This window comes from Flavobacterium panici, assembly GCF_024499525.1.
GTDB classification, from domain to species: Bacteria; Bacteroidota; Bacteroidia; order Flavobacteriales; family Flavobacteriaceae; genus Flavobacterium; species Flavobacterium panici.
The window spans coordinates 3,251,251-3,274,011 of sequence record NZ_CP100437.1 but is presented as its reverse complement, the minus strand read 5'-3'; the positions used below and the strand labels follow the sequence as shown (position 1 = coordinate 3,274,011).

Sequence of the window (22,761 nt, the reverse complement as noted above, 5' to 3'; positions counted from 1 at the left end):
CTTTGAACCTTAGAACCTCAAAAAAATGAGAAAAGCAATATTTCCGGGCTCTTTTGACCCTATAACACTTGGACACGAAGATATTATCAAAAGAGGGATTTCTTTATTTGATGAAATCGTAATTGCCATTGGTGTCAACGCCGAAAAAAAATACATGTTTTCACTAGAAGAAAGAAAACGCTTTATTGAAGAAACCTTTAAAGACGAACCAAAGATTTCAGTAATCACTTATGAAGGATTGACCATAGATCTAGCCAAAAAACTAAAAGCCAATTTCATTTTAAGAGGCTTGCGCAACCCTGCCGATTTCGAATTTGAAAAAGCTATTGCACACACGAACAGACGCCTTTCTAAAATCGAAACAGTGTTTTTATTGACTGCAGCAAAAACGTCTTATATCAGTTCAAGTATCGTTCGTGATGTATTGCGAAATGGCGGTGAATATGAATTATTGGTTCCGGATGCGGTTAGGGTACAGAAATAAAGAAGAAATACATTTATGACAGAAGAATTTATAACTTTTGAAAAATTCAACGATAAACATTCTGCGGAAGAACTTGGGCAAATATTAAAAGAAACGAATATTGAATATCTTTTAGAAAATAACTCATTAAGTTTTGATCCCACTTTTGCAAATAATGGTTTTGGTACGGAGTATTGTTTAAAAATTAAGAAAGAAGACTTTAAAAAAGCCAACGAAATATTACTTAAAAAATCTGAAAAAGAGATAAATGAAATTGAAAAAGACTATTATCTTTTTACTTTTTCAGACGAGGAATTAATAGAGGTAGTTTCAAAAAGTGACGAATGGAACAAATTTGATGTTACTCTTGCAAAAAAACTCCTGAAAGAAAAAGGCATAGATGTTAGCGAAGAAAGAATTAAAAAGATTGAAGAACAAAGAATATTAGAATTATCTAAACCAGAAGAAAATCATAAAGGTTTTTTAATCTTGGGATATATTTCTGCATTTTTTGGAGGAATATGGGCATTATTTATTGGTTGGCATCTATTAACTTATAAAAAAACACTTCCAAACGGAAATCGAGTTTATACTTATTCAAAAGAAGACCGAAAACATGGAAACAGAATCTTAATAATTGGAATAATCTTTTCTATTCTATGGTTATTATATTACCTCCTGAAATAAAATATTCTAAATCATTTTAATAAAAAACATCAAAATCCATAAACTTGCAAACGAAGCAAATTATAAGTAATTTCGCATTTTTAAAACAAACAATAAATAATGAGCATCGAAAGAGAATTAAGCAAACGAAGCGGATCTAAATGTGAACTTTGCGGCGCCGAAGAAAACCTAAAAGTATATCAAGTATTACCAACTCAAAAAGGCGGTATTGATGAAGCTATATTAGCTTGTAACACCTGTATTGACCAAATTGAAAATCCTGATAATGTCGATTTAAATCACTGGAGATGTCTTAACGACAGTATGTGGAATGAAAATGTTCCGGTACAAGTTGTTGCCTGGAGAATGTTAAGCCGTTTACGTTCTGCCGGCTGGCCTCAGGAATTACTGGATATGATGTATTTAGATGAAGATACACTGGCGTGGGCACAAGCAACTGACGAAGGCGAAGATGATGAAAATAAACTCGTTCACCGCGATAGTAACGGCGTTGTTTTACAGCACGGAGATTCGGTTGTATTAATTAAAGATCTTAAAGTAAAAGGATCAAGTATGGTAGCCAAACAAGGAACTGCCGTAAGAAACATTCGCCTAGATCATGAAAACGCTGAATATATCGAAGGAAAAGTCGATGGACAGCAAATTGTTATTATTACACAGTACGTGAAAAAGATATAAGTCTTCAGTCGCAGTCGCAGTTTTCAGTCAAGTAAAACTGTAAACTGAGACCGCAAACTGTAAACTAAAAAAGGCCGTTCAAAAACTGAACGGCCTTTTTCAATATATTGTTTTTAACAACAAATTATTTTTGGAATAATTTGCTGATTTGATCTTTAACTAATGGCTCAGAAACGCTGTTTGTCGCTGCATCTCTATCTTTGCTAGAAACCATAAATTGAACTGTAGCTTTGTCTGGAACAACATTTCCTGTGTAGTGTAACCAAATATAGTTGTTTGGTAACTCTAATTTAATGTCATATAACGGACTCGCTGTAAAACCGCCAATAATAATGTTATATAGGTTAGTATAATCATTATTAACGTTTTTAAAAGAAAATTTTCTTAACGGAGAAGAATCATCATCGTTTAAAATACTTGTGTAGTACACAGTATACTCGTCTCCAATTTTCTGAATGTAGTTGTTATTTACTTTTCCTAATTTCTCTACAGGAACTGTTTCAATAACTTTAATTTGTGCAAACGAAACAAAACTAAAGAACAAAATGGCAATGGTAATAATCTTTTTCATAGTGGATTTGGGGTTTACAATTTTACTGCAACAAAAAAACACAGAAATATTGAAAAAACAGCTATCAATTCATTATTTTTTTAACACAAAATTGTTAATGTTGTTCAATAAACAATAAAAACCTGATATACAGAAGCATAAATACAATTCTAACTTTCTAAAACTATCTCAAAAAGCCTAAAATTTCTTATTTTTCTCTTCTTCTTTCTTTATGACATTTCGGGCAACTTCAATTTTAAACTTCTTGCCCTTCATTTTTTCATCTTTTATATTTTTTAGAAGCTCTTTTACTTTTCCAAATTTTACTGCCGCAAACGAAACAAAATCTTTTACTTCGATAAGTCCCAAATCATCTTTTTCAAGTTTTCCTTTTTGAGAAAAGAAACCTACGATATCAAACTTATTCAGTTTTGTCTTTTTTCCACCGCTGATATATATAGTTTGAAATTCTGGTGGATTTGGTAATGAAGTCACATTTTTCACATCCAAAACAGACATACCATAATCGATATAATCCAGTTGTTTTTCGCTTTCGTGAACAATAATATACGCCGTTCCTGTTGCCTGCATACGCGCTGTACGTCCGTTACGGTGTGTAAATTCATCTTCTTTTAAAGGCAAATGATAATGAATTACATGTTTCATTTCCGGAATATCTAATCCACGCGCAGCAAGATCTGTCGTGATGAGGTAACTTATACTTCCGTTTCTAAACTGAATCAAAGCGCGTTCACGTTCGTCCTGATCCATTCCGCCGTGATAATACGTAGCGTAAATTCCTTTTTCGTTTAAAGTATCGCTAATACGTTCTGCAGCATCACGATGGTTACAAAATATAATTGCCGACTGTGATTTTAAAGAACAGATTAAATTAAACAAACTTTCTAATTTATCTTTAGAAGGAGAAACAATCATTTTCATCGAAAGATTTGCTTTTTCCTCCTCTTCTACAATAAAATCCAAAACCGTTGGATTTACAACTCGTGTATATTTCGGAATCTCAATATCTGACGTTGCAGACACTAAAACTCTTTTGTTTACTTTCGGTAATCTTGCAATAATAAAAGACATTTGCTCGTGAAACCCAAGTTGAAGCGATTTATCAAACTCGTCTAAAATCAGCGTTTGAATTTTATCTGTTCTAAAAGTTTCTCTGTCAATATGATCGGCGATTCTTCCAGGCGTTCCAATTAAAACTGCCGGAGGATTGCTTAAATTTTTGATTTCAGTATCGATTGAATGTCCGCCGTAGCAAATATTTACTTTGTACTGCGTTCCCATTTTTTTCCAAACCTGCTCAATCTGCAGTCCAAGTTCGCGGGACGGAACCAAAATTAAACATTGAACCGATAAAATTTCAGGCTGTAATAATTCTAAAACAGGAAGTAAAAAAGCAAGTGTTTTTCCAGATCCGGTTGGAGAAAGCAATAAAACATTATTATCGTTCAGGATTACGTCCTGCGCTGTTTCCTGCATTTCGTTTAGGCTCTCAATGCCTAAATTCGAAAGTATATTATTAGAATGGTGTTTTTTATTCATTTTGCAAAAGTAGGGAAAAAAGTTGTTTCAAGTTTTTCTTGTTTCAAGTTTCAGGCTTCTATACTTTGGCTATAATTTTTTAACGCAAAGCGCGCAAAGTTTTTTTTTCATGTGAGGCTTTATAATAATGCAAAGTTCGCAAAGCTTTATCCACAAAGCTTTGCGAACTTTGTCTTTTTTAAAAGCTTGAATATAAAAAAATCTTTGCGCGCTTTGCGTTAAAAACATACAGTACGTCAAACCTGAAACCTGAAACTTGAAACAAAAAGCTATATATTTGATTCATAATAAAACCAAAATCATGAAACTTTTCACCATTATCATTTCACTTTTTACGCTTACCATTTTCGCTCAAAATAATAAAAAATACGATACCTTTTTTGAAAAAGGAAACGGAAATCAATCCGCATCTTATCCCGAAACTATTGCTTATTTTAAGCTTTTAGTAAATGATTTTCCAACGATTCAAATTAAAGAAATGGGTTTAACAGATTCTGGTGAACCTTTGCATATGGTAACTTTTAATCCTGACAAAGAATTTGATTTTGATAAAATCCAAAAAACAAAAGCAGTTCTTTTTGTTAATAACGGAATCCACGCCGGAGAACCGGACGGAATCGACGCCACAATGCAATTTTACAGAGATTTAGCAATTGGAAAACTAAAAGCGCCGAAAAATACTGTTTTAGTCTGCATTCCGGTTTATAATATTGGCGGCGCTTTAAATCGTAATTCGACAACGCGCGCAAATCAGGACGGACCTGAAATTTATGGTTTTAGAGGAAATGCCAGAAACTACGATTTGAATCGTGATTTAATGAAATCGGATACTAGAAATACAAAAAGTTTTGTTGAGATTTTCCAGAAAATAAATGCCGATGTTTTTATCGATAATCACGTAAGCAACGGATCTGATTATCAATATAAACTGACTTATATTATGACTCAGCATAATAAACTCGGAACTGTTTTGGGCGATTTTATGAACAACGAAATGATGCCGGCTTTGGTAAAAGATTTGCAGAAAAAGAAAATCGAAACTACGCCTTATGTAGATTCTTTTAAAGATACTCCAGACAAAGGCTTTGGGCAGTTTGTTGATAGTCCGCGATATACAACGGGTTACACTTCCCTATTTAATACGATTGGTTTTGTGGTCGAAACGCACATGCTGAAAAAATATGCCGAGCGTGTAAAAATGACATACGAATACATGAAATCGACTTTGGATTTTACGGATGCAAATTATCAGAAAATCAAAGAACTGAGAGTAAAAAACTTAGAACAATATCAGCCTAAAAAATCTTATACATTAAAATGGGAATTAGACAGCACAAAAGCGACAACTTTTTCATTTTTAGGATATGAAGCAGGTTACAAAAAAAGCGACGCCACAACCGGAAATCGTTTGTATTACGACCGAAGCAAACCGTACAAAAAAGACGTTCCGTATATCAAAGAATTTAAATCGGTTAAAGAAGTTGTGATTCCTACGGCTTATGTTATTCCGAGAGGTTATTGGAATATTATTGATCTTTTGAAAAACAATAATATTTCATTTAAACAAATTAAAAACGATACAATTATAGAAGTAGAAAGTTACAGAATTACCGATTTTAAAACCGTTCCGTCTGCTTACGAAGGACATTATGCACATCGAAATACAACCGTAACTTCTAAAATCGTTAAAATGGCTTTCGCCAAAGGTGATTACATCGTTCCAACCAACCAAAAAGGTGTAAAATATCTTGTAGAAGCTTTTGAACCAGAAGGCGTTGATTCGTTCTTTAATTGGAATTTCTTCGATCCTATTTTACAGCAAAAAGAACATTATTCTGAATATATTTTTGAAGATACTGCAGCAAATCTTTTAAAAGAAAATCCTGCTCTAAAAGCGGAATTAGAAACCAAAAAGCAAACTGATGCTGAATTTGCCAAAAATCCTGACGCGCAGTTAGATTGGATTTATAAGCATTCTGTCTATTATGAAAAAGCTCATTTGCAATATCCTGTTTATCGAGTGCTTTAAAGTTTTTAGCAATAAATAAAACTTTGATTTTGAAACTCTACGGATTTCCGTAACATTTTTATATTTGAAAAATATACTTTTGATAATAATAAAAACACTCAATTATGGCAAACCTTGAACTAATAAAAAGATTAAATTTAAAGTATAAAAAAACAACTCCTTTTTCAAGATCTACTAAAAGTTTTTCACTAAATGAATCATTTAATGGGAACATACAATTAGCAATTCAAGATAGTATTAATAGTCTAGGTCCAAATTACACCCAATATTTTGAAAATGGTAAGTCAGCTGAAGTTGTTCTACTTTTTATTGATGTTTGTAATTTTTCAACACGGTTTTCAAATTTAAGCGGTAACGAAATAAGTCAGTATTTTGATGAATACTATGATTTGGTAATTCCACTAATATATGAATTTGGAGGAGAAATAGATAAAATAATAGGCGATGGAATTATATGCATCTTTGGTCAACCTTTTTTAGACAAAAATCTGAAAGATTGTATATCTACTGCAGATGAATGTGCAAAAAAAATAATTATTGAGACAAAAAAGAAAGATAAATTTAAAAGTAAAATTGCATTTCATTTCGGAAAAATAAACTATTTCAAGAATAAATCAGGCTTTTATAATGAACTAACAATTGTCGGAAAACCATTAACGGAACTTTTTAGATTAGAATCAATTAGTGAGAACGAAAAAATAAATTACTTCATTGATTATCAATATGCACAAAATTGGAATCATTCAATTAATCAATACTCTTCACTATGGATACTAGAAAAAATTCAAGAAACACCCAGTAATTTAAAAGGTGTGAGTTACAAATATTTTCAAACAAACAAATATTTCATCTAAATGATTAAAAATTTATTAAGCGAAATTGAAAGCGACGTTGTAGATATCAAAACCAAAAAATTTGATTATGTAAAAACTCAAACAGTTCCCAATAGATATGATACAGCTTTAACTTTTGAACGAGGAGAAAATAAGATTGGAAAAGAGTTAGAAACTTGCGTATTATTTGTCGATATTAGAAATTCTGTTGCCTTAAATAAAAAACATACTACTCAAACAATGGGTAGAATATACAGTATTTTCACCAAATCAATTCTAAAAGCAGCTAAATATCATAATGGCCATATAAGAAACATAATTGGTGATCGAGTAATGATAGTATTTGATCCAAACAATTGTTTTACAAATTCAATTGAATGTGCATATACTATCAACAATATTTCCAATATTATTAATTCAAAATTTACTGAAGTAGATTTTAAATGCGGAATAGGAATAGATTACGGCAATCTAAAAGTATTAAAAATTGGTCTTCACAGAAGAGGTACAGAAGTTGTAGAAAACAGAAACTTAGTTTGGGTTGGGTATCCTGCAAATATAGCATCGCGTTTAACAGACAATGCAAATAAAATGTTATTTACTAGAAAATTTAATGTAACTTATAAATCAACTATAGATCTTAGTTTTTTAAGTTCTTCACCTACATTTAGTCCGTTTAAAAGTGGTGTTTTTTCTAACGAGATAACAGATAATCTAAGTCAAGATCAATTTTGTCAAAATATTAGTTTTGAAAGTGGAAAAATTAAGTACACAAAAGGAGAATTTATTAGTTTTACAAAAATTCCATCACTTAAAAGTTTTAAAAAAATCTTAATTACTAAAAGCGTTTTTCTTGGTTATAAAAAAGAAAATTCTAATCATAAAAGCATAAAAGAAAACTGGTGGAAAATTAATCGAAATCATGGTATAAAAGATGTTAATGAAGAAATATATGAATCATCAATACAGTGGACAATATGAATAACAAAATAGAAAACAGCTTAAATAAACTTGAAAATATAAATGCCTGGATCAATAATTGCGATTCTAAAAGTTCATACATTTTAACCTTTTTCGGTGTAATTATAACTATTATTTTCACTTCAAATATTGGAGAAGAAATGATTGCATGTTTAAAATTCACATCATCGGAAAAAATAACTGCCCAATCTTTTAGAAATTTTATTGAATTATTATTGTTTGTATTTTTTATGATTTCAACAATTGTTACTTTTTATTTCACTTATTTTACTTTGAAAGCTAGAATTAATAATTCTATTTTTGTTCAAGATGATTTAATAACGACAACTTCAAATCTTTTTTATGGAGCCATTTGTAAAAAAAAATTCAAAGATTTTAATTATGAGGTTAAAAATGAGACAGAAGAAGCTTTTCTTACTGATATAAATTCACAAATATTTATAAATAGCTATATCGCGAGTTTAAAATTCAAAAATTACAATTTAAGTTTAAAGTTTGTAATTATTACATTTAGCATTTTCTTACTTTACATATTTATCAAATAATCGAAAAAGAATAATTATTTATCCTTCAATATCTTTTCTAAATACTCAACTTTATCTTTTTCAGCTTGAACTAAACGTTCATAAAGTTGTTTATTTTCTTCATAAGCATCAATCAACTTTTCTAAAGGATTAAAAGTAAGATTACTGCAAGAGTTATTTAATATTTGTCCTTTTGCACTATTATCATAGAAATTATTGAAGTAATTAATTGCAGCTTCGTCTGAAAAGTTTTTAAGAGCTTCAACATTAACTCCTAAAGCTTTTGCAACAGCATTAAGTTTTTCATCATCAACCTCTTCACTATTTTCAATAACTGAAATTGCTTGCTGGCTCATTCCTAAAGCCTGCGCCAAAGCTTCCTGCTTCATATCTCTAAGTTCACGAATTCGGCTTATTTTTCGCCCTATATGGTTTGGTTTTGTAAATGTGCTCATAAGTCAAAGATAATATTAAGGTTCACAACAATCAATATGTAAAAAACATATTTTGCTATGTATGATACAAATTTTAAATGATTTGTATCATTTCGTTATCAAAACAAAAGTACGATTTTTGAGACATGAAATAGTTAAAAACTAAAAATTACTAAATATCTAAAAAAATCTTTTAAATGCAATTGTCGCGTGAGGTTACGTCAAAGTTGAAACAGGTATTTCAATAATAAAAAAATGTCTTATTCTGACATTTAAATGACTTATATGGTAGTTGAATAGTTTTTCGAAGGGTTAGTTTTAAGAATACTAACCTTATAACTATTTTATTATGAAAAGATTAAAAAAAGTACTAATGTCTTTTTTGTTTTTTGGCACTATTGTTTTAGTTGCTGGCTGTGACAATGAAGAAAATGACACAGGTCAATTAATAAGTCAAAATGCTAAAATTGGTCAGGCTAAAAATTGGTTTGAAAACTACAAATCAAACTCCACAACCAATAAATCAGAAGAAGGAGAATTTAATAAAGCATTTAGAAATCTTGATTACTATTGGGAAAATGCAAAAGTAATCCAACTGAGTGATAATTCTACAGGAATCACTGTACCTATTAAGGACAACCCCGAAGATCCAGATTACAAAGGACAGAAAATGTTATATTTGTATGAATCGGATTCAAAGTATCAAGCTCTAATACAGGAGATATTTCCAGAGTCGCAAGATAAAATTGATGATGCGCAAAAAAAGCAAGGGTTTGAGGATTTAACTTTTTTTAGCGGTTATATCATTCATTGGGATTTTAAAAAAGGCTTTTTAAAAGGAGCTAAATTAAAAGAAGGTCTTGTTATTGAAGATGTACAAGATGTGATAATGTTATTTGACAAAGATCACAAACATAGCTCGACATCTAAGATGATAGAAATGTTTGATGAGAGCGCTAATTATGGTGGAGAACGTGACGACACCTTACAGAGAGGAGGAACTGCGGCAATTCCATTAAATAACGTTATTGTTACGCAGAAATCTCCTGCTCCAGCTCCTAGGGACTTTAGCATTGCTGGTGCATTTGGTGGAGATGGAGGTTCAAGTGGGAATTCAAGTACTCCTAAAAGTGGAGGAGGTACTGGTGGAAGTAGTGGATCTGACATTAAAGATGTTTATCCTGATTGTTCTAGCTTTAATTTTATAAAATTAAATGGTGTACCTTGGCAAGAAGCTGCTGTGAAAAACATTCGATTTAATATTGTAATAATTCAATCTTTAACCCCGTTACGCACTAGTACGGAAACAATCGTATTACCACAAGCAGTATCTTTTCAAATGCCTACAAATACATCAATAGGAAATACAGACATTACTTCTGGAATAGCAGCTAGTATTGCCGCAAAGGCGGTAAACACAGCAATGGAAAAAACAAAAAATTATTATAAAGCTATTCCTGCAACTGAATTAATGGTAGATCAATTTTTTAGAAAAACATTGAAAGATGAATTTGAATTTATGGTTCCCGGAAGTAGATTAGTACTAAATCCTGTCAGCACAGTCCCACCAACTGAATATCGAAATAATTGGTTTTTCTCAAGCAATTGTAATTAAATATATTATGATAATCGAAATTTTAAAAAATATTTCAAATTCAAATTATCCGTCTAATATTTCGGAACTAAGTGAATTGGAAAAATATAACGAAAGTTATGAGCATAAAAATTTATGTAAAACATTAATCTTTTTTGAGAACAAGCATCGAAATGAAGGCTGTTTTACTGAATTAATAGAAGATTTCAAAGCAATAAACTTAAACATGAATTTTCATGATGCAACTTTGTTTAGTTCTTGTGATAGAGCCTTCAATTTACAACTTACCAAAATGAATGATAAAAATCTTCATTCTATTTGTTTAAACATAAGTGTTTTGTGCCCATATTTTACATGTTATGTTCTAGATGCAAAAGTTGATTTAAGTCTTGGAAAATGGATTGAAAAACCATATAAAAATGAAAATCTTGAAGTTTTGTATGCTGATGAAATTCATAAAATTAATGAATTAGTTGAAAAAAAATACCAAATTTCAAAGTTCCCTACAGAATTATTGAACTACAAACTTCCGCAGATTAGCAGAGGATTTATCCCATTTGGAGATTTTACATTTTTTAATGCGTTTTTTTTAGATGAATATTACACTAGATTATGAAATACATTATTTATTTCCTTCTGATTTTAGGAGGCGCATTGCTGATTTATGGTTGTATTTATCCATCTAAATATTGTTTAGATGTTAATATCCACGATACTTATTACGTGCTAACTTATATCCCAGTAGCAACATTTGTCTTTTTGTTTGCTTTTGTATTTTATGTTTTACATCTTTTATATCATTACTTAAGAAAATAACATTTTAATACTAGTTTCAGAAGTTTAAATCATACTAATAATAGCCCTAGAATGTCCTAGGGCTATGAGGTAGACTGGGAGTATTCATACTTCTAAATGGGGACTTGCGCCAGCGAGATATCAATAACACACCTAAACAAAAAATTCATGTCTATAAATTTGAAAGTTATAAAATTCATCGCCGTGCTATCTTTTTTAATAACTTATGGCGTTCAAGAGAATGGAGTACCAAATTTTATTCTTTTAATTATATATTTCTGCCAGTTTTTGTACGACCTCTTTAATAACACGTCGTCAATACTTTGGCAAGGATTAATAGTCATTCCTACATCTGGTCTGCTTGTTTTATTTTTAAGAAGCAGAAATTATAAAATTTTGCTGAGCTGTTTTGTAATCTTATTTTTTATAATGTTTTACATCACAGGAATACTGTACAATTACCACAGGATAAACACTGCTTTTGTAATCCCGTTAGTTCTATTTATAATATCTTCGGTTTATGCCATAGCGTTGGCAAGAAAAACAGCATCTTGATGTTATAGTGCCTAAATTAAATTAAAAAATGATAGAATAATTAATGGATCATTTAATTAATAATAAGACTGGCGAAATAATTACAGGTAAAAGACTTTAAACTATATAATTATGAAAGATGTAACAATTAATGACTTCTCAATATCATTGCTAATTTGGCAAATATTTTATATATGTTTTTTGGCAGCAATAGTATACTTATTGTATAAAATTTACAAAAAAGTCAAATAAGCTTTGTGCTCTACTAGCGTAAGCATCTCGCTCGTGAACGCAATCTAAAAAAGCCTAATAAACATAAGTTTTATTAGGCTTTTTAATTGGAAAAAGAATATCAGTTTTAAAACCGATAGCGCGGATTTGTAATCCGTGCCCGCAAAGTATATCTTTACGTCTTTTTGTCTTGATAATGCTTCTCTTTACGGGCACGGATTACAAATCCGCGCTATCGTTAATCGTTTTGCATTGTGTCCTCTAGGGACACTTGTTTTGCGGAAATATATCGATTACATTATTCAAACGTTCCTACGGAACGTATAAACACAAATCTTTTTTTGGCTACCAACCAAACATTTCTAACGGAATGAATTCTCACTGGCGCGCTCGCCGGCGAAAAAAACTTGAAAACCTATAGCGCGGATTTACAATCCGTGCCCGCAAAGTATATCTTTACGTCTTTTTGTCTTGATAATGCTTCTCTTTACGGGCACGGATTACAAATCCGCGTAATCGTTAAGGTTAATTTTAGCTTAGGATATTTAAATTGTAAAATCAAACTAAAAAAAAATCTGCAAGTAAAACGTAAGATTCAAAATAACAACACGAACTTCAAACCTGAAACGAATCTAACCTCAAAGTGCAGCTGCGTGAGGGATAGAGCTAAGCTACCGAAGTAGCAGCGAAAGCCCGACAGCATCCCGATAAAAGGGCGAATATGCGTAAAGTGAATTAGCCCTTTTATCGGGATGGTGGCACGCCCTAATTATTAAGTTTCAACGGAAAACGAATATCAATTTGAAATTCTAAAAAAAATCCCCACAATGTGACTTTCCGTAAAAATGGTTGGTTATAATATTTTATATTTGAAATAAATCTAACCAAATCCCAATCAAAATTCCTGCTGATGAAACACAAATTAATTTCGTTATTCGTGTTGGTTTTCATTATTTTTTCTTGTAAAAATGAAACTAAAGAAAGTAATTCTATTGCAGAACCTCAAAAATCGAACACAAATACAACTGAATCAGACAGCATAAAAAGTGATTCGGCAGCGGTGGAGTCTTCAACCAATAATTTGGCAGAAAACAAAAAATTATTGTTGGATTTTTATCTTAAAAACGACAAAAAACCGCAATACTTTTTAATAAACAACAATAAAGATACTACGATTGTCTGCGCCGAAAAAACCAAAATAACGATTACTGCGAATAGTTTTATTATTTCAAAAACACAAAAAGAAGTTTCGGGACAAATTAAAATATCGGTTAAAGAATATTATAGTATTTCGGATATTCTTTTAGGCAGACTTTCGACAACTTCAAACGGAAAGTTACTGGAAACTGGAGGAATGCTGGATATAAATGCTGTTTCTGGTGTGGAAAAATGTGATTTAAAAAAGGGAAAAAGTATTGAAATTGAAATGCCTAAAAAGAAAGAAAAAGAGGGAATGCAGCTTTTTAACGGAAAGAGAACAAATGATCAGGTTAATTGGCAGCTTGCTGAGGTTTCAATTAATTTGAATAAGGTTTATAATAAAGTTGATGAAATGCCTATTTATCCGGGTGGTAATCAAGTGTTATATAAAACTCTTGGCAACAGTATAGTTTTGCCGGACGAAATTATCTCAGGGAGAGTTATAACTACTTTTGTTGTAGATAAAGACGGAAATGTAACGAATATTAAAATAATAAAAGGCTTAAGCAAACAGGTTGATGAAGCTGTGGTTAAGGCTTTTAAAAAGCTTTCAAAGTTTATTCCGGGCAAAGTAAATGGCATTCCTGTAAATGTTCAATATTCACTTCCCGTTAATATCCACTCAGATGAAGATGGTAATAATGGCTATTTAAGTTCTACTACTAACAGCAGCGGATTTAGTAATTATGATGTAAAAAAAACAAAAGCAGAGGAATTTGGTTCTTACTTATTTAAAAGTGCGAAACTAGGTTTTATAAATTGTGACAGATTTTTGGATTATGACGAATCGTCTAAAATTGATTATGTGATTAATTTTAAAAATGACAGCAATACCTCTGTAAGCATTATATTTCATAGTATAAAATCTGTAATGACAGGATATTCAAATGCTGATAATGTCTCATTCAACAATATACCATCTGGAGAAAAGATTACTATTTTCGCCATTAAATATGTTGACGACAAGCCTTATTTAGCGACTCAGGAAACTGAAACTTCGCAACAAAAATTGAATAATTTGGCTTTTGAAGAAGTAACTCCTGAAAAATTAAAACAGGAAATAAAAAAACTGGACCGACTAAATTAATTGTCTTAATAAAAGGATTAACATTGATGATCTAAATAAATTATAATAAAAAGCCCCAATTAGTATTTGGGGCTTTTAATTTTATATTAATCTGCTTTGACTTTTATTTCTTCTGCAAACAAAAGCTTAATATTTTCATACGAGTTTTTAAGCGCTTCTTTGATTTGTTCCGGGTTTAGCCAGGCAACTTTTTCGATTCCTTCTTCGATTTGTCCGTGTGGAATTCCTTCAAAATCAGAATGCATTTCGAACCAATGTGTGATTTTGAGTTTGTATTTTCCGTTGCGTTTAAAGATATGATACGTTTTTTGGAGTTTTTGAACAATACGGAGTTTATTTACGCCCGTTTCTTCCTCGACTTCACGCATGGCGGTGGCTTCAATGTCCTCGCCTTTCTCGATTCCGCCTTTAGGTAAATCCCATTTTCCGTTTCTGAAGATAAATAAAACCTCGCCTTTTTTATTATAAACAAAACCTCCGCCGGCTTTATTTACCGGAATTTTGGCTTTAAGGGTTTTCATTATCTCACTTTCGTCAGGATGATATAAAATGGCTTTTTGAATTTTATTTTGAAAAATTTTTATGATAAGCTGTTCTATATCAATACTTTCCAACAAGAACAATTGAAAATCTGTCTCGCGGGAGATTTCATTTGTCAAAAAAAGTGGTTTGTCGTTCACAAAAACTTTATACATTTGTACTATGATTTTTAATAAAGATACTGCCGAAAAAACAGCCGAATTGCTTTTGCAAATAAATGCAATTAAATTGAATCCCGAAAATCCTTTTACATGGGCTTCTGGTTGGAAATCTCCTATTTATTGTGATAACAGGTTAATTCTTTCATTTCCGAGCATTAGAAACTATGTTCGTGATGAGTTTGCAAAGAACATCGAAAAACAATTTGGAAAGCCTGATGTGATTGCCGGTGTTGCTACTGGAGCCATTGGAATTGGAATTTTAGTTGCCGAAAGTCTTGGACTTCCGTTTGTATATGTACGTCCGGAACCAAAAAAACACGGAAGACAAAATCAGGTTGAAGGTTTTTTTCAAAAAGGACAAAATGTTGTAGTTGTTGAAGATTTAATCAGTACAGGAAACAGCAGTTTGCTTGCCGTTGAAGCTTTACGCAATGAAGGTGCTAATATTAAAGGAATGGCGGCGATTTTTACCTACGGATTTAATGTTGCCGAAGAAAATTTCAAAAATGCCAATGTTGACTTGTTTACGTTAAGCAACTACGAAAATCTTTTAGATTTAGCAGTTCAAAAACAATATATCACAGAAGACCAACAGTCTACACTACAAGAATGGAGCGTAAGTCCATCGACTTGGGGACAGGAATAGATTTTAGATTTTAGATTTTAGATTTTAGATTTTAGATTTTAGATTTTAGATTTTAGATTTTAGATTTTAGATTTTAGATTTTCTAAAAATCGCTTCGCTCTTTTTGGGATTTGGAATTTAAAAAATTGGAATTTATTTTGATTGCTACATACAAATAAAAAAACAAAATATTATATGAACTTAGAAAGTCCAAAAGTTACCGTTCAGAAATCAGCTCAGGATTTATTCGATCAACTGACTGATGTTAAGAATTTTGAAAAACTAATGCCGGATAACATCGCTAAATTTGAAGTAATTGGCGAAGATGCCTTTATTTTTGGATTGAAAGGTATGCCTGAAATCAAATTAAAAATGAAAGACAAATCAGCGCCAAACAAAATTGTTTTGGGTGCTGCAAGTGATAAACTTCCGTTTACTTTAACTTCAAATATTGACTCTATTTCTGATTCAGAAAGTGCTGTTCAGTTATTTTTTGAAGGCGAATTCAACGCTATGATGGCGATGATGGTTAAAGGACCAATCAGTAAGTTTATTGAAACTTTAGCAAACAATATGACAAAATTATAATTGTGAATTATAAATTGTTAATTATAAATGGAAGCCTGATCTGATAGATTGGGCTTTTTTTTGTTGCCACGAAGGCACAAAGGCGTAAAGAATTTGAAAGTATATTTCAAAAAAAACTTCGCGTCTTTGTGCCTTCGTGGCAAAAAACTTAGAATCTTAGAACCTTAGTATCTTAGCAACTTAGTAAAGCATCTGAATCTCCTTTATCTCAAATTCAGAAACAGAATCATCTTCCAGTAAAACCTGCAATTTTCCAATAGGGGAAACGCCTTGGATAATTCCCATAAAATTTTTATCCTGAAGATTTTTAAAAGGCATTGGGACTCCTTTTTTGAACAGCGAATTAAAATAATCTATCCAAAAAAGAGATGATGAGGTTACCCATAATTCGATTTTCTCTTGTATTTTTTCAGTAATTAAAATTGCCAGATTCTCTTTGTCAAATGTTTTTCCGGATATAACTGCCAGAGAAGAACCACGAGGCAGATCTTTATAATTGGTTTGATTGACATTTATTCCAATCCCGACAACTGACACGATCCTGCCATCGCTTTTTAGAGTATTTTCTATCAAAATGCCACCAATTTTTTTATTGTATGACATTATGTCGTTTGGCCATTTTATGCATAAATCAGGAATATTTAACGATTTCAAGGCGTCTAAAACAGCTAAAGAAACCACAATGCTCAAATTAAAAACCTGCTCATTATCAAACAGAAAATCTTTTACCAAGACGCTCATAATTAAGTTTTTACCCGTCTCAGAGCTCCACTTCGCCCCCATTTGCCCCTTGCCTTTTGTCTGATTTTCAGCCGTTACCACCGTAAAATTCTCCAGTTCATCCTGACTTGACAATGATTTTAAGAAATCATTTGTGGAATCTATGGCATCGAGTTTGATTAGTTTCATTAAATAATTTAAATATCTTAATTTAATATTTTGTTAAGGTTCAAAAATAATCACAAAATTTGGTAACTTTACAAATTCATATAAAATAATTCATGGCGAAAAAGACTATTAATAATGATGTTCTATTGGCGAACATAATCAAAGGGATTGAGGAAGTAAAAGGAAATGATATCGACATTCTTGACTTAAGAGATATAGACACAGCAGTTTGTGACTATTTTGTCATTTGCAACGGTAGCTCAAATACCCAAGTTAACGCCATTGTAAACTCAATTCAAAAAACAGTTTCAAAAGACTTAAAAGACAAACCCTGGCACGTAGAAGGAACCGATAATGCAGAATGGGTTCTTATGGATTATGTGCATATCGTGGTACATGTTTTCCAAAAACACATTCGTGAATACTATAATATCGAAAGCCTTTGGGGTGACGCCAAAATAACTACAATCGAAAACAAATACTAAAAGAAAAATTTTTCTAAATGGCTAAAGATAATAATCCAAATCCGAGTAAATTTAAAATAAGTCCCTGGTTAATATATACCGCAATACTTCTAGTTTTTTTATTTATAAGTTTTGCAACCGGTGGATCTAATTTAAGCGAACCTGCACAATTGACTTCTTCTAAATTTAATACTTTATTAGAAAAAGGTCAAATTGAAAAAGTGATCGTTTACAATAAAGCCGAAGCTGAAGTATACCTAACTGCCGCTGCTCTTAAAGACCCGGCAAACGAAAAGGTTTCTAAAGATATTTTTAAAAACCCTAACAAAGGGCCGCACTATACTTTAGAGATTGGTAACGACCAAATCTTTCAAACTAAACTTGAAAAAGCAGTTGGCGAAGGCAAACTAAAAGATTTTAATTTCCTTCAAAAAAATAACTGGAGCGATATTTTAATCAGCTTACTTCCTATCATCATCATTATTGGTGTATGGATTTTCATTATGCGTAAAATGTCTGGCGGAGGCGCTGGCGGAGGCGGACAGATTTTCAATATTGGAAAATCAAAAGCTAAACTTTTTGATGAAAAAACAGATATCAAAACTACATTTAAAGATGTTGCTGGTTTAGAAGGTGCTAAAGAAGAAATACAAGAAATTGTAGAGTTCCTGAAAAACCCTGAAAAATATACCAATCTTGGAGGTAAAATTCCTAAAGGAGCTTTACTTGTAGGGCCTCCTGGAACTGGTAAAACATTATTAGCAAAAGCTGTTGCGGGTGAAGCACAGGTTCCGTTTTTCTCATTATCAGGTTCTGATTTTGTTGAAATGTTTGTGGGAGTTGGTGCATCTCGTGTACGTGATTTGTTTAAACAGGCAAAAGAAAAATCTCCGGCAATTATCTTCATCGATGAAATTGATGCTGTAGGTAGAGCCCGTGGAAAAAGCAATATGTCTGGCGGAAACGACGAAAGAGAAAATACTTTGAACCAGTTATTGACAGAAATGGATGGTTTTGGTACAAACTCTAACGTAATTGTTTTGGCTGCTACAAACAGAGCCGATGTTCTTGATAAAGCTTTAATGCGTGCAGGACGTTTTGACAGACAAATTTTTGTTGACTTACCGGACATTCGCGAAAGAGCTGAAATTTTCAAAGTTCACTTAGCTCCTATCAAAAAAGTTGAAGGTTTAGATCTTGATTTCTTAGCAAAACAAACTCCGGGATTCTCTGGTGCTGATATTGCAAACGTTTGTAACGAAGCTGCCTTAATTGCTGCTCGTAACAACAAACCAGCTGTTGACAGACAAGATTTCCTTGATGCTGTTGATAGAATTATTGGAGGTCTTGAAAAGAAAAATAAAATTATTACTCCAGAAGAGAAAAGAGCAATCGCAATTCACGAAGCTGGTCACGCAACGGTAAGCTGGATGCTGGAACATGCTGCTCCGCTTATTAAAGTAACTATTGTTCCCCGCGGACAAAGTTTAGGTGCTGCATGGTATTTACCAGAAGAAAGACAAATCGTAAGAACTGATCAAATGCTTGACGAAATGTGTGCTACTATGGGAGGAAGAGCTGCTGAAAAGGTAACTTTTGACAGAATTTCGACTGGTGCATTAAGCGATTTAGAAAAAGTAACACGCCAGGCTCGTGCAATGGTAACGATTTATGGTTTGAACGATAAAATTGGAAATGTTACTTATTACGATTCGTCAGGACAAAGTGAGTACAACTTTTCAAAACCATATTCTGATGAAACAGCAAAAGTTATTGACAAAGAAATTTCAGAATTAATTGAAGGTCAATACCAAAGAGCTATTCAAATTTTACAAGAAAACAAAGACAAGCTAAATCAGCTTGCTGATATATTAATTGAAAAAGAAGTTATTTTTAAAGATGACTTAGAAGCAATTTTCGGAAAACGTACTTTTGACAAAAATTTAGAAGAAGTCGTTTCGTAAATTATTCATTAAATACACAATATTTTTTAAAATCTTAATTCAAAATACCCTTTTGAATTAAGATTTTTTTATCTTTGAACGTTTTCAATTAACATGTAAAGTATTTCATATAAAAAATGAATTTTTTCAAAAAAATATTTGGTTCCAGCGAATCTGCTTCTGACGAAGAACACGAAAGTGAGTACGCAGGAACTCCTGCTCCAAATAGTCATTTGTCTTTAGACGAACAATTCATCTTTAACTTTAAGAAAAATGGCGGTAAATTTTTGTATTGTGAAAACAATCAGGAAGCTGCAGAACAATTCGAAAATATTTTAGAAGAAAATGACTGGTTTGAAAGTGAAGTATTATGTTACGAACCGGCTCTTTTTCATTTATTGGACGAAAACAAATTATTTTATATTGCTCCATCTAAACCAAAATTTTTATTAGCAAGCTGCGAAAACCTGATTGCAGATGAAGGTTCTATTCTTTTCTCTTCAAAACAGATTAGACAAAATAAACCAAACGAATTACCAGCAAATATTGTAATTCTTGCAACAACTAGTCAGATTCTCCCAATGAAAAGTGATGGTTTAAGTGCCATTAAACGTAAATATGATCGAGATATCCCGACAAATATCACCACTATAAAATATTTCGAAAAAGCAAAAGAAGAAGATTTTACCCAATACGGAAGTGTTGCCAAAAATCTTTATTTATTGCTCTTAGAAGATCTTTAAGATGAACGAAACGCTTAAAAGAACCATTTCTGGTGCTGTTTATATTGCTCTGTTGTTAACTTCAATCTTGTTTTCTACCGAAAGCTTTATCATTCTCTTTGGAATTTTCCTAATTATTACCATTTATGAATTTTCAAATATTGTAAATCTTAACAAAGTCTTTTCGATTTTATTTGGGACTTTACTTTATACCATAGTAATACTAATTAGTCATTACAATAAACAAACTTCTGCTTATTTAAATAATATTTTTAAATCAAACCTTGATTTAGAAACCAATATTCAGCAATTAGATATTGTGCTTTTAGCCATTACACTGGTTGTATCTATTAAGTGTATTATCTTTTTATTTTACGACTCTGTTCAAAAAATAAGCACCTCCTCAAAATATCTATATCTTTTAGGATACATTGCATTACCATTTCTTTTTATCGTAAAAATTTCCTTTGGAACAAATGATTACAATCCAAAAATCATCATAGGTCTGTTTGTATTAATCTGGACAAATGACACTTTTGCTTATCTGGTTGGAAAATCAATAGGAAAACATAAGTTATTTGAGCGTGTTTCGCCTAAAAAAACAATTGAAGGATTTCTGGGCGGAATGATTTTTGCGGCTTTTGCAGGGTTCTTGATTTCAAAATTATATATACAGCCTAATCCGGCTTTTAGCGGTAAATCTATCCTTATATGGACAATTATTGCTTTAATTGTGAGTGTTTTTGGAACGATCGGTGATTTGATCGAATCAAAATTTAAACGAATTGCCGGCATTAAAGACAGCGGTTCGATTATGCCCGGACACGGAGGCATCTTAGATCGACTAGATAGTGTTATATTTGTAGCACCAATTATATTTTTATTTTATCAAATTTTATATTATGTTTCATAAAGAAGGAGCCCCATCTATTTTATTAGGAACAGTTTTCACTGTTGCCGTACTTGTAATTGCTGATAGATTTATTGATATCAATTGGCTGAGAATGCTAGTTCAGATAGCAGCATTATTGATTTTGATTATTATTTTACAATTTTTTAGAAATCCTAAAAGAATTGCTGTAAGAAACAGCGATCATATCCTTGCTCCTGTTGATGGAAAAGTTGTGGTTATTGAAGAAGTTTACGAAGGTGAATACTTTAAAGATAAACGCTTACAGGTTTCTATTTTTATGTCACCTATCAATGTTCACGTTACTCGTTATGCGATGGACGGAATTATAAAATTTAGCAAATACCACCCTGGAAAATTTTTGGTTGCATGGCACCCAAAAGCCAGTGAGGAAAACGAAAGAACAACTGTAGTAATCGAAAATGACACTTTTGGTGCCATCCTTTACAGACAAATTGCCGGTGCTTTGGCACGTAGAATTGTAAACTACGCTCAGGAAGGAATGCAGGTTATTCAGGGAACTGATGCCGGATTTATTAAATTTGGATCTAGAGTAGATTTATTTTTACCTTTAGGTACACCAATTAATGTGGTTTTAGACCAAAAAGCAATTGGAGGAAAAACTATTATTGCTACAAAAGCGTAAATGGCAGAAAAAGATTTAGATACACGCTTTAACGAGGCTGTTGAAACTGCATTGAAAATGACTCAGGCCTCACTGCCGCAAGATGTGCAGCTAAGACTTTATGCGTTTTACAAACAGGCTACTTTTGGAACTGCGGTTTACAATCAGTCTGAGAATTTTGATTTACGAAATGCTTTTAAAACGAATGCCTGGATGCAAATTAGTCATTTATCGATTGATGAAGCTAAGGAGTGTTACATCGAAATCATTAATTCACTAACATCAAAATAAATTAATATTATGAAGAATAACATTGTTCGTTTCAGCATTTTAGCTTCATTTTTTCTATTATTTTCTTGTAATGATAACAATAAGCTAACTGAAGTTGTAGAAGTTCCGCTGCCTACTAAAGAAGAAAAAATAACAATTGGCTCTCCAAATGATGTAAAAGCAGATCCCGGTTCGTTTGAACTTACAAAACTGTCTTTTGCTTACGACGGATTGAGTCCTGCGTTACGTTCCTTAACTTTAGAAACGCATTATTCTAAGCACTATTTATCGTATACAAATAATTTTAATAAAGAAATTGTATCTACTGAATTTGAAAATATGCCAATTGAGGATATTTTAAAAAAGATGGATCTTAATAACGCTAAGCTTCGTCAAAACGCGGGCGGATATTACAATCATACGCTTTATTTTAATGTTTTGACTCCAAAGCAGCAGACTCCAAAAGATACACTTGCGAGTTCAATTGATAAAGAATTTGGATCTTTTAATAATCTTACCAATCAGTTTAAAGGTCAGGCTGAAAAGCAATTTGGTTCTGGCTGGGTTTGGCTGGTTGTAGACAGATACGGAAAGTTACAAATTACAACTACTGAAGATCAGGATAACCCGTTAATGAAAAATGCATTGATTCCCGGAACGCCAATTTTAGGCATTGATTTATGGGAACATGCATATTATCTGGATTATCAAAACCGAAAAGGAAGTTATATTGATGCTTTTTACGAACACATAAACTGGGAAAAAGTAAACGAGTATTATGTAGAAGCCCTCAAAAAGGTCAAGAAAGTATAAAAAAGTAAAGCTGGTACTAAAAAAAGTATCAG

The 22,761-nt window shown here is 31.9% G+C and carries 24 protein-coding genes; 19 read left to right on the top strand and 5 right to left on the bottom strand.

What is annotated here, in order from left to right:
* The first annotated feature begins 25 nt into the window (after nt 1-25).
* The 3 genes from coaD (at nt 26) to NLJ00_RS14005 (ending at nt 1,828) form a co-directional block, all read left to right on the top strand.
* Nucleotides 26-484, top strand: coding sequence for a pantetheine-phosphate adenylyltransferase (gene coaD / locus NLJ00_RS14015; RefSeq protein ID WP_057122611.1), 459 nt, complete (start codon nt 26-28; stop codon nt 482-484).
* Nucleotides 485-499: 15 nt separating this feature from the next.
* Nucleotides 500-1,150: a hypothetical protein gene (locus tag NLJ00_RS14010; protein ID WP_256634190.1), complete on the top strand. Its 651-nt coding sequence runs from the start codon at nt 500-502 to the stop codon at nt 1,148-1,150.
* A 99-nt stretch (nt 1,151-1,249) separates the two neighbouring features.
* Nucleotides 1,250-1,828, top strand: a complete 579-nt coding sequence (locus tag NLJ00_RS14005) for a PhnA domain-containing protein (RefSeq protein ID WP_256634189.1) — start codon at nt 1,250-1,252, stop codon at nt 1,826-1,828.
* A 124-nt stretch (nt 1,829-1,952) separates the two neighbouring features.
* Here NLJ00_RS14005 and NLJ00_RS14000 read toward each other — a convergent pair whose 3' ends face one another.
* Nucleotides 1,953-2,399 carry a hypothetical protein gene (locus NLJ00_RS14000; RefSeq protein WP_053473527.1) on the bottom strand — a complete coding sequence of 149 codons (447 nt, stop codon included), beginning with the start codon at nt 2,397-2,399 and terminating at the stop codon, nt 1,953-1,955.
* A gap of 177 nt (nt 2,400-2,576) precedes the next feature.
* Entirely contained in the window at nt 2,577-3,938 is a 1,362-nt protein-coding gene (locus NLJ00_RS13995) for a DEAD/DEAH box helicase (RefSeq protein ID WP_256634188.1), read from the bottom strand.
* 301 nt (nt 3,939-4,239) lie between these two features.
* Between NLJ00_RS13995 and NLJ00_RS13990 the strand changes: the two genes are divergently transcribed.
* From NLJ00_RS13990 to NLJ00_RS13975, 4 genes are all read left to right on the top strand, one after another.
* Nucleotides 4,240-5,967 (top strand): M14 family metallopeptidase, encoded by a 1,728-nt coding sequence (locus NLJ00_RS13990; RefSeq protein ID WP_256634187.1) that lies wholly within the window; start codon nt 4,240-4,242, stop codon nt 5,965-5,967.
* 104 nt (nt 5,968-6,071) lie between these two features.
* Nucleotides 6,072-6,821 carry a nucleotidyl cyclase domain-containing protein gene (locus NLJ00_RS13985; RefSeq protein ID WP_256634186.1) on the top strand — a complete coding sequence of 250 codons (750 nt, stop codon included), beginning with the start codon at nt 6,072-6,074 and terminating at the stop codon, nt 6,819-6,821.
* Complete coding sequence (locus tag NLJ00_RS13980; protein ID WP_256634185.1) at nt 6,822-7,781, top strand: adenylate/guanylate cyclase domain-containing protein; 960 nt, start codon at nt 6,822-6,824, stop codon at nt 7,779-7,781. It begins immediately after the preceding gene.
* The gene (locus NLJ00_RS13975; protein WP_256634184.1) at nt 7,778-8,326 is read left to right on the top strand and encodes a hypothetical protein; all 549 of its coding nucleotides are present in this window, start codon (nt 7,778-7,780) and stop codon (nt 8,324-8,326) included. Before NLJ00_RS13980 ends, NLJ00_RS13975 begins: the two co-directional genes overlap by 4 nt.
* Before the next feature lie 14 nt (nt 8,327-8,340).
* On the opposite strand, the gene NLJ00_RS13970 is transcribed toward NLJ00_RS13975, so the two are convergent.
* Nucleotides 8,341-8,760, bottom strand: coding sequence for a helix-turn-helix domain-containing protein (locus NLJ00_RS13970; RefSeq protein WP_256634183.1), 420 nt, complete (start codon nt 8,758-8,760; stop codon nt 8,341-8,343).
* Nucleotides 8,761-9,088: 328 nt separating this feature from the next.
* On the opposite strand from NLJ00_RS13970, the gene NLJ00_RS13965 reads away from it, so the two are divergent.
* The 3 genes from NLJ00_RS13965 to NLJ00_RS13955 all read left to right on the top strand — a co-directional run bounded on the left by NLJ00_RS13965 (nt 9,089) and on the right by NLJ00_RS13955 (nt 14,180).
* A complete protein-coding gene (locus tag NLJ00_RS13965) occupies nt 9,089-10,354 on the top strand; it encodes a hypothetical protein (protein WP_256634182.1) in 1,266 nt (421 codons plus the stop codon).
* A gap of 7 nt (nt 10,355-10,361) precedes the next feature.
* Nucleotides 10,362-10,949, top strand: a complete 588-nt coding sequence (locus NLJ00_RS13960; RefSeq protein WP_180857567.1) for a hypothetical protein — start codon at nt 10,362-10,364, stop codon at nt 10,947-10,949.
* A 1,854-nt stretch (nt 10,950-12,803) separates the two neighbouring features.
* Nucleotides 12,804-14,180 carry an energy transducer TonB gene (locus NLJ00_RS13955; RefSeq protein ID WP_053473535.1) on the top strand — a complete coding sequence of 459 codons (1,377 nt, stop codon included), beginning with the start codon at nt 12,804-12,806 and terminating at the stop codon, nt 14,178-14,180.
* Between the two features lie 86 nt (nt 14,181-14,266).
* Here the strand turns inward: NLJ00_RS13955 and NLJ00_RS13950 are convergent, their stop codons facing one another.
* Nucleotides 14,267-14,875, bottom strand: coding sequence for an NUDIX hydrolase (locus NLJ00_RS13950; protein WP_256634181.1), 609 nt, complete (start codon nt 14,873-14,875; stop codon nt 14,267-14,269).
* Nucleotides 14,876-14,882: 7 nt separating this feature from the next.
* On the opposite strand from NLJ00_RS13950, the gene pyrE reads away from it, so the two are divergent.
* Nucleotides 14,883-15,527 carry an orotate phosphoribosyltransferase gene (gene pyrE, locus NLJ00_RS13945; protein ID WP_053473537.1) on the top strand — a complete coding sequence of 215 codons (645 nt, stop codon included), beginning with the start codon at nt 14,883-14,885 and terminating at the stop codon, nt 15,525-15,527.
* A gap of 174 nt (nt 15,528-15,701) precedes the next feature.
* Nucleotides 15,702-16,094: an SRPBCC family protein gene (locus NLJ00_RS13940; RefSeq protein ID WP_256634180.1), complete on the top strand. Its 393-nt coding sequence runs from the start codon at nt 15,702-15,704 to the stop codon at nt 16,092-16,094.
* A 180-nt stretch (nt 16,095-16,274) separates the two neighbouring features.
* Here NLJ00_RS13940 and NLJ00_RS13935 read toward each other — a convergent pair whose 3' ends face one another.
* Nucleotides 16,275-17,003 (bottom strand): biotin--[acetyl-CoA-carboxylase] ligase, encoded by a 729-nt coding sequence (locus tag NLJ00_RS13935; RefSeq protein WP_256634179.1) that lies wholly within the window; start codon nt 17,001-17,003, stop codon nt 16,275-16,277.
* Between the two features lie 92 nt (nt 17,004-17,095).
* On the opposite strand from NLJ00_RS13935, the gene rsfS reads away from it, so the two are divergent.
* The 7 genes from rsfS (at nt 17,096) to NLJ00_RS13900 (ending at nt 22,729) form a co-directional block, all read left to right on the top strand.
* Complete coding sequence (gene rsfS, locus NLJ00_RS13930) at nt 17,096-17,467, top strand: ribosome silencing factor (protein WP_012024667.1); 372 nt, start codon at nt 17,096-17,098, stop codon at nt 17,465-17,467.
* A 17-nt stretch (nt 17,468-17,484) separates the two neighbouring features.
* Nucleotides 17,485-19,410 (top strand): ATP-dependent zinc metalloprotease FtsH, encoded by a 1,926-nt coding sequence (gene ftsH / locus NLJ00_RS13925; protein ID WP_053473540.1) that lies wholly within the window; start codon nt 17,485-17,487, stop codon nt 19,408-19,410.
* Between the two features lie 116 nt (nt 19,411-19,526).
* Nucleotides 19,527-20,132 (top strand): lactate utilization protein B/C, encoded by a 606-nt coding sequence (locus NLJ00_RS13920; RefSeq protein ID WP_053473541.1) that lies wholly within the window; start codon nt 19,527-19,529, stop codon nt 20,130-20,132.
* 1 nt (nt 20,133) lies between these two features.
* Nucleotides 20,134-21,024, top strand: a complete 891-nt coding sequence (locus NLJ00_RS13915; protein WP_256634178.1) for a phosphatidate cytidylyltransferase — start codon at nt 20,134-20,136, stop codon at nt 21,022-21,024.
* Nucleotides 21,014-21,667, top strand: coding sequence for a phosphatidylserine decarboxylase family protein (locus NLJ00_RS13910; protein WP_053473543.1), 654 nt, complete (start codon nt 21,014-21,016; stop codon nt 21,665-21,667). Before NLJ00_RS13915 ends, NLJ00_RS13910 begins: the two co-directional genes overlap by 11 nt.
* A complete protein-coding gene (locus NLJ00_RS13905) occupies nt 21,668-21,937 on the top strand; it encodes an acyl-CoA-binding protein (RefSeq protein WP_053473544.1) in 270 nt (89 codons plus the stop codon).
* Nucleotides 21,938-21,946: 9 nt separating this feature from the next.
* Entirely contained in the window at nt 21,947-22,729 is a 783-nt protein-coding gene (locus NLJ00_RS13900; protein ID WP_053473545.1) for a superoxide dismutase, read from the top strand.
* Nucleotides 22,730-22,761: the final 32 nt, after the last annotated feature.